This is a genomic window from Streptococcus sp. 3705, from assembly GCF_013277145.1.
Taxonomy (GTDB): domain Bacteria; phylum Bacillota; class Bacilli; order Lactobacillales; family Streptococcaceae; genus Streptococcus.
In genome coordinates this window covers 142739-159110 of the sequence record NZ_VMMJ01000008.1, presented here as the reverse complement: position 1 = coordinate 159110, position 16372 = coordinate 142739, and the positions used below count along the sequence as shown (strand labels likewise).

General features: G+C 42.1%; 16 protein-coding genes. 9 read left to right on the top strand and 7 right to left on the bottom strand.

Features of this window, described 5'->3' with window-relative positions:
- The first annotated feature begins 128 nt into the window (after nt 1–128).
- Nucleotides 129–851 carry a pseudouridine synthase gene (locus HT714_RS02690; protein WP_173225982.1) on the top strand — a complete coding sequence of 241 codons (723 nt, stop codon included), beginning with the start codon at nt 129–131 and terminating at the stop codon, nt 849–851.
- Between the two features lie 111 nt (nt 852–962).
- Entirely contained in the window at nt 963–2297 is a 1335-nt protein-coding gene (pepC, locus tag HT714_RS02685; protein ID WP_173225984.1) for an aminopeptidase C, read from the top strand.
- Between the two features lie 55 nt (nt 2298–2352).
- Here the strand turns inward: pepC and HT714_RS02680 are convergent, their stop codons facing one another.
- The 5 genes from HT714_RS02680 to HT714_RS02660 all read right to left on the bottom strand — a co-directional run bounded on the left by HT714_RS02680 (nt 2353) and on the right by HT714_RS02660 (nt 7397).
- A complete protein-coding gene (locus HT714_RS02680; protein ID WP_033676082.1) occupies nt 2353–3264 on the bottom strand; it encodes a PTS system mannose/fructose/sorbose family transporter subunit IID in 912 nt (303 codons plus the stop codon).
- 23 nt (nt 3265–3287) lie between these two features.
- The gene (locus tag HT714_RS02675) at nt 3288–4091 is read right to left on the bottom strand and encodes a PTS mannose/fructose/sorbose transporter subunit IIC (protein WP_173225986.1); all 804 of its coding nucleotides are present in this window, start codon (nt 4089–4091) and stop codon (nt 3288–3290) included.
- Between the two features lie 25 nt (nt 4092–4116).
- On the bottom strand, nt 4117–5106 hold the full coding sequence (locus tag HT714_RS02670; protein WP_173225988.1) for a PTS sugar transporter subunit IIB: 990 nt from the start codon (nt 5104–5106) through the stop codon (nt 4117–4119).
- Between the two features lie 234 nt (nt 5107–5340).
- On the bottom strand, nt 5341–6360 hold the full coding sequence (adhP, locus tag HT714_RS02665) for an alcohol dehydrogenase AdhP (protein WP_173225990.1): 1020 nt from the start codon (nt 6358–6360) through the stop codon (nt 5341–5343).
- 224 nt (nt 6361–6584) lie between these two features.
- Nucleotides 6585–7397, bottom strand: coding sequence for a Cof-type HAD-IIB family hydrolase (locus HT714_RS02660; RefSeq protein ID WP_173225992.1), 813 nt, complete (start codon nt 7395–7397; stop codon nt 6585–6587).
- Nucleotides 7398–7586: 189 nt separating this feature from the next.
- Here HT714_RS02660 and HT714_RS02655 point away from each other — a divergent pair, with 189 nt between their 5' ends.
- From HT714_RS02655 to folK, 6 genes are all read left to right on the top strand, one after another.
- The gene (locus HT714_RS02655) at nt 7587–9005 is read left to right on the top strand and encodes an NCS2 family permease (RefSeq protein ID WP_049512097.1); all 1419 of its coding nucleotides are present in this window, start codon (nt 7587–7589) and stop codon (nt 9003–9005) included.
- Between the two features lie 104 nt (nt 9006–9109).
- Nucleotides 9110–9817: a type II CAAX endopeptidase family protein gene (locus HT714_RS02650; protein WP_173225993.1), complete on the top strand. Its 708-nt coding sequence runs from the start codon at nt 9110–9112 to the stop codon at nt 9815–9817.
- A 94-nt stretch (nt 9818–9911) separates the two neighbouring features.
- Nucleotides 9912–10892, top strand: coding sequence for a dihydropteroate synthase (folP, locus tag HT714_RS02645; RefSeq protein ID WP_173225995.1), 981 nt, complete (start codon nt 9912–9914; stop codon nt 10890–10892).
- Nucleotide 10893: 1 nt separating this feature from the next.
- On the top strand, nt 10894–12216 hold the full coding sequence (locus tag HT714_RS02640) for a folylpolyglutamate synthase/dihydrofolate synthase family protein (RefSeq protein ID WP_173225997.1): 1323 nt from the start codon (nt 10894–10896) through the stop codon (nt 12214–12216).
- Nucleotides 12197–12751 carry a GTP cyclohydrolase I FolE gene (folE, locus tag HT714_RS02635; protein WP_000380921.1) on the top strand — a complete coding sequence of 185 codons (555 nt, stop codon included), beginning with the start codon at nt 12197–12199 and terminating at the stop codon, nt 12749–12751. The genes HT714_RS02640 and folE overlap by 20 nt, the downstream gene beginning before the upstream one ends.
- A gap of 42 nt (nt 12752–12793) precedes the next feature.
- Nucleotides 12794–13606: a 2-amino-4-hydroxy-6-hydroxymethyldihydropteridine diphosphokinase gene (gene folK, locus HT714_RS02630; RefSeq protein ID WP_173225999.1), complete on the top strand. Its 813-nt coding sequence runs from the start codon at nt 12794–12796 to the stop codon at nt 13604–13606.
- A 45-nt stretch (nt 13607–13651) separates the two neighbouring features.
- Here the strand turns inward: folK and HT714_RS02625 are convergent, their stop codons facing one another.
- Complete coding sequence (locus HT714_RS02625; protein ID WP_000886035.1) at nt 13652–13969, bottom strand: DUF960 domain-containing protein; 318 nt, start codon at nt 13967–13969, stop codon at nt 13652–13654.
- 238 nt (nt 13970–14207) lie between these two features.
- Here HT714_RS02625 and ccpA point away from each other — a divergent pair, with 238 nt between their 5' ends.
- Nucleotides 14208–15218, top strand: coding sequence for a catabolite control protein A (gene ccpA, locus HT714_RS02620; protein ID WP_173226001.1), 1011 nt, complete (start codon nt 14208–14210; stop codon nt 15216–15218).
- Between the two features lie 169 nt (nt 15219–15387).
- On the opposite strand, the gene HT714_RS02615 is transcribed toward ccpA, so the two are convergent.
- The gene (locus HT714_RS02615) at nt 15388–16350 is read right to left on the bottom strand and encodes an asparaginase (protein WP_173251435.1); all 963 of its coding nucleotides are present in this window, start codon (nt 16348–16350) and stop codon (nt 15388–15390) included.
- Between the last annotated feature and the right edge of the window lie 22 nt (nt 16351–16372).

Below are 16372 nucleotides of genomic sequence, written 5' to 3'. Positions count from 1 at the left end.
ACGAAGTCAGTAACCATACCCACGGCAAGGCGACGTTGACGCGGTTTGAAGAGATTTTTGAAGAGTATGAAACGAAAAGGAGGTTGGTCATTGTACCAGCCTCCTTTTGAGTATGATATAATAGTTCTATGAGATTAGATAAATTTTTAGTTGCCTGCGCTGTAGGGAGTCGGACAGAGGTCAAAAACTTGCTCAAGGCTGGGCGCGTGACGGTAAATGGTAAAAAAGAGAAATCAGCTAAATTGCAGATTGATGAAGAAAGAGATGACATTCGCTTTGATGGGCAAGTGTTGGAGTATGAAGAGTTTGTCTACTACATGATGAACAAGCCCAAAGGAGTTATCTCAGCGACTGAGGATCCTAAGCACAGAACCGTTCTGGACTTGCTGGATAATATTGCTCGGAGCAAGGAAGTTTTCCCAGTAGGACGCTTGGATATTGACACGCATGGTCTTTTGCTCTTGACCAATGACGGCAAGCTGGCCCATGCTCTTCTTTCGCCAAAGCGTCATGTGGATAAGACTTATCTGGCCCAGGTCAAGGGAATTATGACCCAAGAAGATGTGGAGATATTTGCTGAGGGTATTCCTCTCAAAGACTTTACCTGTCAGCCCGCTGGACTGGAGATTCTTTCCACGGATGCAGAAAAGAATCAGAGCCAAATCCGTGTGACTATTGCAGAAGGGAAGTTTCATCAGGTCAAGCGTATGGTGGGCTACTGTGGCAAGGAAGTAGTAGACTTGCAACGTTTGACTATGGGAACTCTAGTATTGGATGAGAACTTGCAGCGAGGAGAATGGCGTCGCTTGACCAAGGAAGAATTAGAAGATCTCCGTGCTAGTATTGCTTAGTTTGGTTTATATTCGAAAAAGGTGAGGAAGAATATCCTTGCCTTTTATGTTTTTCAGTTGCTTCCTTTGTGAAAAGAGTTATAATAGACTGTAGAATAAAAGGAGGAATCTATGAACGCGATTCAAGAATCATTTACTGATAAACTATTTGCCAATTATGAAGCAAATGTCAAATACCAAGCGATTGAAAATGCTGCCAGCCACAACGGAATTTTTGCAGCCTTAGAACGTCGCCAAAGCCATGTAGATAACACACCTGTTTTCTCGTTGGATTTGACCAAGGACAAGGTAACCAACCAGAAAGCGTCTGGTCGTTGCTGGATGTTTGCAGCTCTCAACACTTTCCGCCACAAGCTCATCTCACAATACAAACTAGAAAATTTTGAGTTATCACAGGCCCACACCTTCTTCTGGGACAAGTATGAGAAATCAAACTGGTTCTTGGAGCAAGTCATTGCGACTTCAGACCAAGAATTGACTAGCCGCAAGGTTAGCTTCTTACTCCAAACACCTCAACAAGATGGTGGTCAATGGGATATGGTCGTTTCTCTCTTTGAGAAATACGGTGTCGTGCCTAAGTCAGTTTACCCTGAGTCTGTTTCATCTAGTAGCAGTCGTGAGCTAAATGCGATTCTTAACAAATTGCTTCGTCAAGATGCTCAAATCTTGCGTGACTTGCTCGCTTCTGGTGCGGACCAAGCGACTGTTCAAGCTAAGAAAGAAGACCTCTTGCAAGAAATCTTTAACTTCCTTGCTATGTCTTTAGGACTTCCACCACGTAAATTTGACTTTGCTTATCGTGACAAGGATGATAACTACCAAAGTGAAAAGGGCATTACACCACAAGAGTTTTACAAGAAATATGTTGACCTTCCTCTAGAAGACTATGTTTCTGTTATTAATGCTCCAACTGCTGACAAGCCTTACGGTAAATCTTACACAGTTGAGATGTTGGGGAATGTGGTTGGTAGCCGTGCAGTTCGCTACATCAACGTTCCAATGGAACGCTTGAAAGAATTGGCGATTGCTCAAATGCAAGCCGGTGAGACTGTTTGGTTTGGTTCTGATGTCGGTCAGCTCAGCAACCGTAAAGCTGGAATTCTTGCGACAGATGTTTATGACTTTGAATCAAGCATGGACATTAAACTCACTCAAGACAAGGCTGGACGTTTGGACTACAGCGAAAGCTTGATGACCCACGCCATGGTTTTGACAGGTGTTGACTTGGATGAAAATGGCAAGTCAACCAAGTGGAAGGTTGAAAACTCTTGGGGAGACAAGGTTGGTGCAGATGGTTACTTTGTTGCTTCAGACGTTTGGATGGACGAATACACATACCAAATCGTTGTCCGTAAGGAATTGCTGACAGTAGAAGAACAAGCTGCCTATGGAGCAGAACCAATTGTACTCGCACCATGGGATCCAATGGGAGCTTTGGCTGAATAAAAGCATAGAAAAAAGGAATCAGATTTTAGAACCTGATTCCTTTTAAGTTGCTTGATTACATGATGTGAAGAACATGTGCCACAATACCCACTGCGAAGAGTGCAAGGATAATAGTGATTGGAGATACTTTTTTCTTAAGCAAGTACATGCAAAGGAAAGTAAGGAGTAGTCCTGATAGTCCAGGAATCAACATATCCAAGTTTTGTTGGAAAGTAGTAACTTTTTCAGGTGTTTGAGATAATCCTTGTCCTACTTGTGCGAATGCTTCTTGGATACCTTTAGATCCTTCTGGCAATTTATCCCAATGGATATAAGCCTTTTCATCTAGTTGAACTTTGGCAACATCGAAAGCAAATTTAATATTTACCCAACGTTGAACAAGGACAGCAAGAATGAACATACCAAGGATAGAAGCACCTTTAGTGATATCTTGGAGGATACCGCCAGACATATCTTTAGTGATTTCTGATCCAGCCTTGTATCCAATCTCTTGTGTATACCACAAGAATGACATACGAATCAAGTTCCAAAGAACGAAGAAGAGGATTGGACCTAAGATATTGCCAGTAAGGGCAAGTGAAGCACCGAGTGATCCAAGGATTGGGCGTACTGTAAACCAGAATACTGGGTCACCGATACCAGCAAGAGGTCCCATCATACCGATTTTAACCCCTTGGATAGCAGCGTCATCGATTTCCACACCGTTAGCACGTTCTTCTTCAAGTGCAAGAGTAACCCCCATGATTGGAGCGGCTACGTATGGGTGAGTGTTGAAGAACTCAAGATGGCGTTCAAGAGCAGCGATTTGATCTTCTTTTTTAGTGTAGAGTTTTTTAAGAGCTGGAATTAATGAGTAAGCCCAACCCAAGTTTTGCATACGTTCATAGTTCCAAGAACCTTGTAAGAAAGTTGAACGCCACCAAACTTTTTTACGATCTGATTTAGTTAATTGAAGTTTTTCAGTCATGATGTTTTCAGTCCTTTCTTATCTTAGTAGTCTTCTAGGATATCGCCGATTGGGTCGTTAGAGGTTGTAGCTCCTCCGCCACCATTTCCACCAGTTTTAGAAAGGTGAAGGTAGATAAGAGCGATAGCAACACCGATAGCACCAAATCCGATTAGAGTAATATCTGACACGGCAGCGAGAACGAAACCGATAGCGAAGAATGGCCATACTTCACGAGTTGCCATCATGTTGATAACCATAGCGTAACCAACGGCAACAACCATACCACCACCGATAGCCATACCATCTTTGAGCCAATCAGGCATAGCATTTAGAATGCTTTGTACTGTTTCAGTTGGTACCATTAGAAGGAGTGCTGCAGGGACTGCAATACGAAGACCTTGAAGAAGAAGTGCGACAAAGTGAGCACGTTCAACTGCTTTGAAGTCACCTTTTTTAGCAGAAGCATCAGCAGTGTGAACCAATCCGACAGAGAGTGTACGGACAATCATAGTCAAGAATAGACCAGCAACTGCAAGAGGGATAGCAACCGCTTGGGCAACACCGATACCTGTCTTAGTAAAGTCGCCACCAAGAACCATGATAATGGCAGCAGCAACAGAAGCAAGAGCAGCGTCAGGAGCTACGGCAGCTCCGATGTTAGCCCAACCAAGGGCGATCATTTGAAGAGAACCACCAAGGATGATCCCTGCTTCAAGGTTACCGGTAACAAGACCGATAAGGGTACAAGCTACGATTGGTTGATGGAATTGGAACTGGTCGAGGATACCTTCAAGACCTGCTAGGAAGGCTACAACGACTACTAAAACCATAGAAATAATAGACATCTTTAAAATCCTTTCATAAAATCGATTATTGCACGTTTGCTTTGTTAATCAAGTCAAACAAATCTTTTTTGGTGTCGTTTGGTACTTTACGGACATCAAATTCAACACCAAGGTCACGCATTTTTTCAAATGTAGCAACGTCTTCTTTATCCATAGACAAAACGTTGTTAACCATTGTCTTACCTGTTGAGTGAGCCATTGATCCAACATTAAGAGTTTTGATTGGCACGCCACCTTCGATAGCACGAAGGGCATCTTGAGGTGTTTCAAACAAGATAAGGGCATGTGTTTCTCCGAAGCGAGGATCTTTTGCAACCTCAATCAGTTTTTGGATAGGAACAACGTTTGCTTTCACTTTACCTGGAGCTGCTTGTTTAATCAATTCTTTACGAAGGTCGTCTTTAGCTACGTTATCTGAAGCAACGATGATACGATTTGCTTTTGAATCTGGAGTCCAAGCAGTTGCAACCTGACCGTGAAGTAGACGTGTGTCAAGACGGGCAAGATTGATTTTGAGTTTACCGTCTCCGATAACAGTTCCTTCTGGGATAGCAGCTTGGGCAACTGGAGCAGCTGCAGCGCTTGCTACTTCCTCAACTGGGTTTAGCTCTTCTGGAAGAGCTTTGATGCCATCTTTGGCTTCTTTAATAATATTCGCAGCGACTTTTTCTACACCTGCAGCAGCGTCCATGAGGCGCTCTGTATAGGCTTGAATCAACATCGGTAAATTCAGTCCTGTGATGATGGCAAACTTACGTTCAGGATTTTCTCCCATCACGCGACTAGCTTGGTTGAATGGAGATCCACTCCAAAGGTCAGCCAAAACTAGAACCTCATCTTCTGCGTCAAATGCAGCAACAGCGTTATTAAACTTAGCGTATAAATCATCAGGACCTTCATTTGGCATAAAGGTTACAACTAGAACCTTTTCTTGTTCACCAAAGATCATAGATCCTGACTGATGAATACCCGCAGCAAATTCGCCGTGGCTCGCAATAATGATTCCGATACTCATTATTGTCATTCCTCCTTTTTTGTTTTAGTTTTCGTTTAAGAAAACTTTAAGACTTTTTAAGTATAAACCGTTTTCATCTAAAAATCAACTATTTATCATAAAATAATTAAAAAGATTACATCTAAAAATATTGATATATTGAGTTTTAGAGAAGTTTTTTTGAATCCTTATTTAAAAATTTAATATAAAAAAGTTGGAAGAAGCTTCCAACTTTTAAAATAGGTTTCTATTAGATTAGTGGGTGAAGTCGAGTACCATACGTCCTTGGATTTGCCCTTTTTCCATTTCGTCGAAAATGGCTACGGCATCTTCTATTGGACGTTTTTGAACAACTGGAACTACTAAACCTTCTGCACCGAATTGGAAGGCTTCTTCCAAGTCTTTACGAGTTCCTACAAGAGAACCGATGACTTGGATTCCATCGAGGACTGTTTTAACGATGCTGAGTTCCATCATTTCAGAAGGAAGACCGACAGCGACGACGCGACCACCAGCACGAACGGAGTCAACAGCCTGGTTGAAGGCAACTTTAGATACAGCAGTTACGACAGCTGAATGAGCTCCTCCATCAGTTTTTTCTCTGATGAGTCCTGGTACATCATCAACTTCTAGGCCGTTAATAACGACATCAGCACCGACTTCCTTTGCAAGGGCAAGTTTGTCGTTGTTGATATCAACTGCGATGACATGAGCATTGAATACTTTTTTAGCGTATTGAACAGCTAGGTTACCAAGTCCACCAGCACCGTAAAGAACAACCCATTGACCTGGTTCAACTTTTGCTTCTTTAATAGCTTTATAGGTTGTTACGCCAGCACATGTGATAGAAGAAGCTTGGGCTGGATCAAGTCCGTCAGGAACTTTGACAGCATAGTCAGCAGTTACGATACATTGTTCAGCCATACCACCGTCTACTGAGTAGCCGGCATTTTTCACTGTACGGCAAAGAGTTTCGCGACCAGTTGTACAGTATTCGCAAGTGCCACATCCTTCAAAGAACCAAGCAACGCTGACGCGGTCGCCGACTTTAAGGCTTTTTACATCTGGGGCAATTTCTTTAACGATACCAACACCTTCGTGGCCAAGAACACGTCCTGGTACTTGACCAAAGTCACCATGAGCAACGTGGAGGTCAGTGTGGCAAACACCACAGTATTCAATTTCTACAAGTGCTTCCCCAGTTTCAAGTGGACGGAGTACTTTTTCTTCAACAGCAACACCAGTGCTTTCTGGATTTACAACAACAGCTTTCATAGCTATCCTCCTTTATATTGACCGAGAACAGGGACAACGGGACTGGATTGATTTTGTGTCAACAGAGTCGAGTGTAACGAGCTCTCTTGTATTTATATGTGAATTATATCACAAAAGAAAGCCTTTTCCAAGGTTTTGGAGGCAAAAAGTAGAACAATCGATTAACTGGTTGATGAGACTGTGAAAAGAGCACAAAGACCAGCTTGCAAGCTGGTCAGTAAGGACTATAAGAATAAGTCTTGCAGGGTTTTGGCAACTCCATCTTGGTCATTGGTCAGGGAAATTTGTTCATCTGCATAGGGGAGTAGCTCTGGATTGGCATTTTTCATGGCATAGCCCTTCCCAGAAAAAGCGAGCATTTCGGTATCATTGTGCTCATCTCCAAAAGCAATCAAATCTTTTTTGTCACGGTTCATTACCTTGAGCAAGTAGTCCAAGGCGAAGGCCTTGTTGACACCTTTTGGGGTACACTCAAGGATATTGAGCGGACCTCCCCAGGTATTGATAGACAGTTGATGCTGGTAGAAGGCGTTCATTTCTTTTGCCAAGGCATATTTGTCACTGGCTCTGGTCTGTAACAGAATACAGTTAGGATCCTTGGTCACCAATTCAGGCTGGAGTTGATCTTCAGGCTGGAAAGCTTCTACACCAAATAGTTTGGGATTGGCAATTTCTTCATTAGGATTTGTAATGTAGAATTTTTTACGATATTCTCCAGCGATAAAATCGGCTTGAATGTCCTCTGAACGTCGAACCATATCTAAAAGATATTTTTTGTCTACCGTCAAACACTTTTCAAAATCCCAAACTTGGTCTGGTAAATGAGTAAGGGAGCCGTTGAAATTAATCATAGGAGTGTCTAAGCCTAGTTCATGGTAAAAATCTTTTGACATGCGGTAAGGGCGCCCTGTCGTAATAATAACTTGATGGCCTTTTTCAGCAACTTTTTTTATGGTTTCTTTGGTAAAGTCAGAAATTTGACTGTCTGAGTTGAGCAGGGTTCCATCCAGGTCAACTGCAATAATTTTTTTCGTCATAGGGACCTTTCTAGTGTCTTTTCAGATAAGATGTCTACTATTATAACAGAAAGCAGGCAGAAAAGCAGATTCGAAACAAAAAAAGAAATTTCATCAAATTCTTAAATAAATCAAACAAAGATATTGAAAAAGTGAATGATAAATGATATAATTCTATTATTGTTCGTAAAAATTAAAAGGAGATTGATAATGGACAAATTATTTAAACTAAAAGAGAACGGTACAGACGTTCGTACAGAGGTTCTCGCTGGTTTAACGACTTTCTTTGCAATGAGCTATATTCTCTTTGTAAACCCACAAATGCTTTCACAAACAGGAATGCCTGCTCAGGGTGTCTTCCTAGCAACGATTATTGGTGCAGTAGCGGGTACCTTGATGATGGCTTTCTACGCCAACTTACCTTATGCCCAAGCGCCAGGTATGGGACTCAATGCCTTCTTTACCTTTACGGTCGTATTTGGACTTGGTTATTCTTGGCAAGAAGCCCTAGCTATGGTCTTCATCTGTGGGATTATTTCATTGATTATTACCTTGACAAATGTTCGTAAAATGATCATTGAATCGATTCCAAATGCCCTTCGCTCAGCTATTTCAGCCGGTATTGGTGTCTTCCTTGCCTACGTGGGGATTAAGAATGCTGGACTTTTGAAATTCACGATTGATCCAGGAAACTATACTGCTATAGGAGAAGGGGCTGACAAAGCTCAAGCAACGATTGCAGCAAACTCTTCAGCAGTTCCAGGATTGGTCAGCTTTAATAATCCAGCTGTTTTGGTGGCTCTTGCAGGACTCGCTATCACAATTTTCTTTGTCATCAAAGGAATTAAAGGGGGAATTCTCCTCTCTATCTTGACAACAACTGTTCTTGCTATTGCAGTTGGTTTGGTAGATTTGTCAAGCATCGATTTTGCTAATAACCATGTTGGTGCAGCTTTTAAAGATTTGAAGACAATCTTTGGTGCAGCTCTTGGTTCAGAAGGTTTGGGAGCTTTGATTTCAGATACAGCTCGCTTGCCTGAAACTCTGATGGCTATTCTTGCCTTTTCATTGACAGATATTTTTGATACAATTGGTACCTTGATCGGTACAGGTGAAAAAGTTGGTATCGTAGCGACAAATGGTGAAAATCACCAATCAGCTAAGTTGGACAAGGCTCTTTACTCTGACTTGATTGGTACTTCAATTGGTGCCATCGCTGGTACTTCGAACGTAACGACTTATGTTGAGTCTGCTGCTGGTATCGGTGCAGGTGGACGTACTGGTTTGACAGCTTTGGTTGTAGCTATCTGTTTTGCGATCTCAAGCTTCTTTAGCCCACTTCTAGCGATTGTACCAACAGCTGCTACAGCTCCAATCTTGATTATCGTTGGGATTATGATGTTGGCTAGCTTGAAAAATATCCATTGGGACGATATGTCTGAAGCGGTTCCTGCTTTCTTCACATCTATCTTTATGGGATTCAGCTACTCTATCACTCAAGGGATTGCAGTTGGTTTCTTGACTTACACTTTGACTAAGCTTGTCAAAGGTCAAGCTAAAGATGTTCATGTCATGATTTGGATTTTGGATGCCTTGTTTATCCTTAACTACATCAGTATGGCACTATAAATGCTATAATATAAAAAGGGGTTCTCCCCTTTTTATATTATAGTTACTTGAAAATTGCTTCAAACTAGGTAGGTGATTTTGATTGAATGGTAGGAGTATAATTGATGATAAAAAAGAATATTTGGGATGAAGTATTAAACAGGGGGAAGTGGTTAATAATCTTTCTAGTAGGGCTTTTGTTTTCTCAGTTTCCTTTAGCTCTAGCAACTTTTCTAACTAGCAGAAAATTTCCACTGCTTCAAACTGGACTATTAGTAGGGACCTTATCTCTTGTGGTTTTAACTGTATTTATAATAGGTGCTAGGAAAACACAGTTGGCTAGTTTTGGTTTATCGTTTTTCAAGGTTAAGGATTTGGCTAGATTGGCCTTAAGCTATCTAGTGATTCTTGCCTTTAATATTCTTGGTGTGGTCTTACTGCGTTTGATGAATGAAACAACAACCAGCAATCAATCAAATATTAATGATTTGGTCCAGAATAGTTCCTTAATTTCCAGTTTTTTCTTACTGGTTCTAATAGCTCCTATTTGTGAGGAGATTTTATGTCGAGGAGTGATTCCTAAAAAACTCTTTCGTGGTAAAGAAAATGTGGGTTATATAGTCGGTGCTATTATCTTTGCCTTGCTTCATTTACCGACAAATCTACCTTCTCTTCTTATCTATGGAGGAATGTCAACTGTGCTAACTTGGACAGTTTATAAAACCCAACGTTTGGAAATGTCTATCTTACTTCACATGATTGTGAATGGGGTTGCTTTCTGTTTGTTGGCTCTTGTGGTGATCATGAGTCGGACATTAGGGATTTCTGTTTAAGATTTTTGACAATTGCTTACTTGTTTCTATTGGGAAAAAAGATGAATGCAATAGTGTCCATCTTTTTCTTTTTATGGTAAAATAGAGAAATAATATGGTGAAAAGCCTTGAGGGAGTGACCGATATGTCAACTAAAGTAAATCATGCAAAGACAGCTATTTGCGGAATTATCAATGTAACCCCAGATTCCTTTTCGGATGGTGGTCAATTTTTTGCTCTTGAGCAGGCACTCCAGCAGGCTCGTAAATTGATAGCAGAAGGGGCTAGTATGCTAGATATCGGCGGAGAATCGACTCGGCCGGGAAGTAGCTATAGCTATGTTGAGATAGAAGAGGAAATCCAGCGTGTTGTTCCAGTGATTAAAGCGATTCGCAAGGAAAGTGATGTCCTCATCTCTATTGATACTTGGAAGAGTCAGGTAGCAGAAGCTGCTTTGGCTGCTGGTGCCAATCTAGTTAATGATATCACTGGTCTTATGGGTGATGAGAAAATGGCGGAGGTGGTTGCTAAGGCTGGTGCGAAAGTGGTCATCATGTTTAATCCAGTTATGGCTCGACCTCAGCATCCTAGCTCGCTCATCTTTCCTCATTTTGGTTTTGGACAAGCTTTTACAGAGGAAGAGTTAGCTAACTTTGAAAAATTGCCAATCGAAGACTTGATGGAGACTTTCTTTGAACGTGCACTAGCGAGAGCAAATCAAGCTGGAATTGCACAAGAAAATATCCTGTTGGATCTAGGAATTGGCTTTGGTCTGACCAAGAAAGAAAATTTGCTTCTTTTACGGGATTTGGATAAACTACATCAGAAGGGCTATCCAATCTTTCTTGGAGTGTCGCGTAAGCGGTTTGTCATCAATATTCTTGAAGAAAATGGTTTTGAAGTCAATCCTGAGACAGAACTTGGTTTCCGCAATCGAGATACGGCTTCGGCTCATGTAACCAGTATCGCTGCAAGACAGGGTGTAGAAGTGGTGCGCGTGCATGACGTAGCCAGTCACAAGATGGCAGTTGAAATTGCATCAGCCATTCGATTGGCTGATGAAGCGGAAAATCTAGATTTAAAACAATATAAATAAGATGAAAGAAATTGAAAACAATCAGTGGATTGCTAACTACCGGACGGATCAACCGCATTTTGGCTTGGAACGAATGGTGGAACTGTTAGCCTTGCGTGGAAATCCCCATCTCAAACTCAAGGTCATCCATATCGGAGGGACTAACGGCAAGGGTTCGACCATTGCTTTTTTGAAGAATATGCTGGAAAAGCTAGGGCTGAGAGTTGGGGTGTTCAGCTCGCCCTATCTCATTCATTACACAGACCAGATTAGCATCAATGGGGAATCCATTCCAGAGGCTAGGCTAGAAGCCCTCATGGCAGACTATCAGTCTTTGCTGGAGGGAGAAGCGGTCGCCAATTTACAGGGTACAACCGAGTTTGAGATTATCACAGCCCTGGCCTATGACTACTTTGCCGCAGAGCAAGTAGAAGTGGCTATCATGGAAGTCGGTATGGGTGGACTTTTAGATAGTACCAATGTCTGTCAGCCCATTTTGACAGGAATTACGACTATTGGCTTGGACCATGTGGCCCTACTTGGTGATACCTTGGAAGCCATAGCAGAGCAGAAAGCTGGTATTATCAAACAAGGTATTCCCTTGATAACAGGTCGTATCGCTCCAGAAGCTTTGGCTGTGATTGACCGCATTGCGGAAGGGAAAGATGCGCCGAGACTTGCCTACGGGACAGATTATCAGGTCAGCCATCAAAAGAGTGTGGTTACAGGCGAAGTCTTTGACTATACAAGTGTTGTCAGGCAAGGTCGCTTCCAAACTGGCCTGCTTGGCTTGCACCAGATAGAGAATGCTGGGATGGCCATAGCTTTACTTGATACTTTTTGTCAAGAACATGGTCGAGAGCTAGCAAGCAATGACCTGCTTGGTCAAGCCTTGGAAGAAACAAGTTGGCCAGGGCGTTTGGAAGTTGTGTCGAGAGACCCCCTGATGATTTTGGATGGAGCCCACAATCCCCATGCGATCAAGGCCTTATTGGCAACCTTGCAAGAACGCTTTGCGGATTATCGTAAGGAAATCCTCTTTACTTGCATCAAAACCAAGGCCTTGGAGGATATGTTGGACTTGCTGGGGGCCATGCCAGATACCGAGCTAACTCTAACACATTTTGACGATAGTCGGGCGACTGATGAAAGCGTGCTGGAAGAGGCGGCTAAGTCTAGAAATCTCAACTACCAAGGTTGGCAGGATTTTCTAGAGCAGAAATTGACAGATAAAAAAGAAGAGAAAAAAACAGTTAGGATTGTCACAGGTTCCTTGTATTTCTCGAGCCAAGTGAGAGCCTATCTGATGGAGAGGAAAAACGAGAATGGATACACAAAAGATTGAAGCAGCTGTAAAAATGATTATCGAGGCTGTAGGAGAAGACGTTAATCGCGAGGGCTTGCAGGAAACACCTGCTCGTGTCGCTCGTATGTACCAAGAGATTTTTTCAGGTCTTGGTCAAACAGCGGAGGAACATTTGTCAAAATCCTTTGAGATTATTGACGATAATATGGTGGTAGAAAAGGATATCTTTTTCCATACCATGTGTGAACACCACTTCTTGCCATTTTATGGTAGAGCACACATAGCCTACATTCCAGATGGTCGTGTGGCAGGTTTGTCCAAACTTGCCCGTACGGTTGAAGTTTATTCGAAAAAGCCACAAATCCAAGAACGATTGAATATCGAAGTGGCCGATGCCTTGATGGACTATCTAGGAGCTAAGGGAGCCTTTGTTGTCATTGAGGCAGAACATATGTGTATGAGTATGCGTGGTGTCAGAAAACCAGGCACTGCAACCTTGACGACAGTAGCTCGTGGTCTATTTGAAACAGATAAGGACCTCCGAGATCAGGCTTATCGTTTAATGGGACTATAAAAAGAATCCGCTTTGGGCGGATTTTTCTAGAAAGGAATCATTATGGATCAACTGCAGATTAAAGATTTGGAAATTTTTGCCTACCATGGTCTTTTTCCTAGTGAGAAAGAATTGGGGCAGAAGTTTGTTATTTCCGCAATCCTATCCTATGATATGACCAAGGCGGCGACAGACTTGGATTTAACGGCTTCTGTCCATTATGGAGAACTGTGTCAGCAGTGGACGACTTGGTTTCAGGAAACCACTGAGGACTTGATTGAAACGGTAGCCTACAAACTGGTAGAACGTACTTTTGAGGCCTATCCTCTTGTCCAAGAAATAAAGCTGGAACTGAAAAAACCTTGGGCGCCAGTGCATTTGCCACTAGATACTTGCTCGGTAACCATTCATCGCCGCAAGCAACGAGCCTTTATCGCCCTAGGAAGCAATATGGGAGATAAACAAGCAAACTTGAAACAAGCCATTGAGAAAATGCGAAATCGAGGTATCCATATTCTCAAAGAGTCCAGTGTCTTGGCGACGGAGCCTTGGGGTGGTGTGGAGCAGGATAGCTTTGCTAATCAAGTGGTTGAAGTAGAAACCTGGTTGCTCGCCCCAGTTCTATTAGAGAGCTTGTTAGCCATTGAGTCAGAGATGGGACGGGTGAGAGAAGTACATTGGGGACCTCGTTTGATTGATTTGGACTTGCTCTTTGTAGAGGATCAGATTCTTTATACAGACGACCTCATCTTGCCTCATCCTTACATAGCGGAACGCCTTTTTGTCCTTGAATCCTTACAGGAAATTGCGCCTCATTTTATCCATCCGACATTAAAGCAACCTGTCCGTAACTTGTATAATGCTTTGAAAAAATAGAAAAAACTCTAGTTTTCAGTCACTTGCAACTGAAGGCTAGAGTTTTTAAAATAGGTCATTTTCTTCTGGGAGGAGGATAGTCTCTCTACCGTCCATATCTAAAACTAGGACTCTCGGGGGATAAAGAGGGTCGAAAGGGTGGTTAAAGTCAAAATCAATAGCTGTAGGGAGATGTTGACTTGAAAAGTGGAAGGTAATTTTTCCTTGGTTATTAAGCAATTGAAACTCGAGTTCCTCCTCCAATTCAAAGACATTTTTTAAGAAGTGGTCGATGATATACCAAAAAGAGTCAATAACGTCATCAGGCAAACTGGTAACAATGCCAAAGCTAGCAGACCGCATGTGGGTATTGGTAAAAGCCATATTTCTTCCCCCTTTCTTTTCCCTTATCATACAGCAAATAGGATTAAAAATCAAGAAAAGGTAATTTTTTCTTCATAAACATAGCTTTCTATGAAATTTTTTTCAAACAATCTTCAAAAAATACTTGAAAGTGTTTACAAATAGTGATAAAATGGAATAAGTAGAATCATGAAAACGAAATTTTCATACCGTCTCTTTTTTTGGAGTCTCGTGAGGTATGATATAGAAAGGAAATGGAATGAATACAGATGATACAGTAACGATTTATGATGTCGCCCGTGAAGCTGGAGTTTCCATGGCGACGGTCAGCCGTGTGGTCAATGGCAATAAAAATGTAAAAGAGAATACCCGTAAAAAAGTGCTAGAGGTAATTGATCGTTTGGATTATCGTCCAAATGCAGTTGCGCGTGGTCTTGCAAGTAAAAAGACAACCACTGTCGGTGTCGTGATTCCAAATATTACCAATGGTTATTTTTCGAGTTTGGCCAAGGGGATTGATGATATTGCAGAAATGTACAAGTACAATATTGTCCTAGCTAATAGCGATGAAGATAACGAGAAAGAAGTTTCTGTTGTTAATACCCTCTTTTCAAAGCAGGTAGATGGCATTATCTTTATGGGTTATCACTTGACAGATAAAATTCGCTCAGAATTTTCGCGTTCACGTACTCCGATTGTTCTCGCAGGAACTGTGGATGTAGAACATCAGCTTCCAAGTGTCAATATTGATTATAAGCAAGCAACGATTGATGCAGTGAGTTACCTTGCTAAAGAAAATGAACGTATTGCTTTCGTTAGCGGTCCGCTAGTGGATGACATCAATGGTAAGGTTCGTTTAGTTGGCTACAAGGAAGCCTTGAAAAAAGCAGGAATCGCTTATAGTGAGGGTTTGGTATTTGAATCTAAATATAGTTATGATGATGGTTACGCCTTAGCAGAGCGTTTGATTTCATCAAATGCAACTGCAGCAGTTGTGACAGGTGATGAGTTGGCAGCAGGAGTCTTGAATGGTTTGGCTGATAAAGGTGTGTCAGTACCAGAAGAATTTGAGATCATTACTAGTGATGATTCGCAAATTGCACGCTTTACCCGTCCAAACTTGACCACTATCGCCCAACCTCTTTATGACCTTGGTGCCATTAGTATGCGTATGTTGACTAAGATTATGCACAAGGAAGAGTTGGAAGAACGTGAAGTTCTCTTGCCTCATGGTTTGACAGAACGTCGTTCAACACGAAAACGGAAATAGAAAAAAATCAGGGAATCGTGAAGATTTCCTGATTTTGTGCTCTTAAACAAGAGATGTTGAGTAATGAATACCACAGAGCGGACTAGGCGGTTGGTTAAAGGCTGCGCAACACACTGCTTTGAGGTTGCAGATGGAAGCTGACGTGGTTTGAAGAGATTTTCGAAGAGTATTAGCCTTCCATATAGTCTTTCAAAGCTTGTCCTTTTAGTCCAGCATTGAGGGCGATAAGGAGTTTCAAGCGAGCTTTTTGGGCGTTGAGTTCTTTAACAAAGAAGACACCAGATTTTTGCAACTGCACGCCTCCACCTTGGTAGGCATAAACAGGTTCTGCTATACCGTTAAAGCATCGTGAAACAAGGGCGACTGGGATTCCTTTTTGCAGAAGGCTTTCTAATTTTTGAGCCGTTTCTTTTGGGATATTACCAGCTCCGAAGGCTTGGATAATCAAACCATCCAATTGTTCCAAATCTAGCATATCAATCAGCTCATCTGTCATACCAGCATAAGCAGAGATGATAGGAACCAAGCCTTGTATGTGATCAAGGTCAAAGCGGACGCGGGGTTCAGCTGTTTTAAAGTAGAGAATTTCCTGTTTCATGATGAGACCAAGGGGGCCATGTGTTGGAGTCTGGAAGGTACTGACATTGGTCGTATGTGTTTTGGTAACATACTTGGCGGCATGGATTTCATCGTTCATAACGACTAAAACTCCTTTGTCAGCAGCCTTGTCATCGCTAGCCACTCTTAAAGCACTCAGATAGTTATAAACACCGTCACTGCCGAGTTCATTGGAGCTGCGCATGGCACCTGTTAGAACGATAGGCATATGGGGAACTTCCATGGTATCAAGGAAATAAGCTGTTTCCTCTAAAGTATCGGTTCCGTGTGTGATCACCACCCCATCGTAGTTAGCAGCTTCCTCCTTAATTTTTTGGTAGAGGGCCAGCATATGCTTGGGTTTGATATGGGGGCTTGGTAGGTTAAAAAAGTCCAAGGCGTGGACTTGGATTCCTTCAAGTGGGTTGGACACATGGTTCATGGGATTATCTGAACTAGTCACAACAGCGCCAGAAGCATCGGCCTGCATGGAAATAGTCCCACCTGTATGTAAAACAAGGATTTTCTTAGGCATGATTTACTCACTCTTTCTGAAA

Excerpts from the sequence above, each read along its gene's own strand:
- HT714_RS02690 (WP_173225982.1), top strand. The coding sequence starts at position 129 with ATGAGATTAGATAAATTTTTAGTTGCCTGCGCTGTAGGGAGTCGGACA.
- pepC (WP_173225984.1), top strand. The coding sequence starts at position 963 with ATGAACGCGATTCAAGAATCATTTACTGATAAACTATTTGCCAATTAT.
- HT714_RS02680 (WP_033676082.1), bottom strand. The coding sequence starts at position 3,264 with ATGACTGAAAAACTTCAATTAACTAAATCAGATCGTAAAAAAGTTTGG.
- HT714_RS02675 (WP_173225986.1), bottom strand. The coding sequence starts at position 4,091 with ATGTCTATTATTTCTATGGTTTTAGTAGTCGTTGTAGCCTTCCTAGCA.
- HT714_RS02670 (WP_173225988.1), bottom strand. The coding sequence starts at position 5,106 with ATGAGTATCGGAATCATTATTGCGAGCCACGGCGAATTTGCTGCGGGT.
- adhP (WP_173225990.1), bottom strand. The coding sequence starts at position 6,360 with ATGAAAGCTGTTGTTGTAAATCCAGAAAGCACTGGTGTTGCTGTTGAA.
- HT714_RS02660 (WP_173225992.1), bottom strand. The coding sequence starts at position 7,397 with ATGACGAAAAAAATTATTGCAGTTGACCTGGATGGAACCCTGCTCAAC.
- HT714_RS02655 (WP_049512097.1), top strand. The coding sequence starts at position 7,587 with ATGGACAAATTATTTAAACTAAAAGAGAACGGTACAGACGTTCGTACA.
- HT714_RS02650 (WP_173225993.1), top strand. The coding sequence starts at position 9,110 with ATGATAAAAAAGAATATTTGGGATGAAGTATTAAACAGGGGGAAGTGG.
- folP (WP_173225995.1), top strand. The coding sequence starts at position 9,912 with ATGGTGAAAAGCCTTGAGGGAGTGACCGATATGTCAACTAAAGTAAAT.
- HT714_RS02640 (WP_173225997.1), top strand. The coding sequence starts at position 10,894 with ATGAAAGAAATTGAAAACAATCAGTGGATTGCTAACTACCGGACGGAT.
- folE (WP_000380921.1), top strand. The coding sequence starts at position 12,197 with ATGGATACACAAAAGATTGAAGCAGCTGTAAAAATGATTATCGAGGCT.
- folK (WP_173225999.1), top strand. The coding sequence starts at position 12,794 with ATGGATCAACTGCAGATTAAAGATTTGGAAATTTTTGCCTACCATGGT.
- HT714_RS02625 (WP_000886035.1), bottom strand. The coding sequence starts at position 13,969 with ATGGCTTTTACCAATACCCACATGCGGTCTGCTAGCTTTGGCATTGTT.
- ccpA (WP_173226001.1), top strand. The coding sequence starts at position 14,208 with ATGAATACAGATGATACAGTAACGATTTATGATGTCGCCCGTGAAGCT.
- HT714_RS02615 (WP_173251435.1), bottom strand. The coding sequence starts at position 16,350 with ATGCCTAAGAAAATCCTTGTTTTACATACAGGTGGGACTATTTCCATG.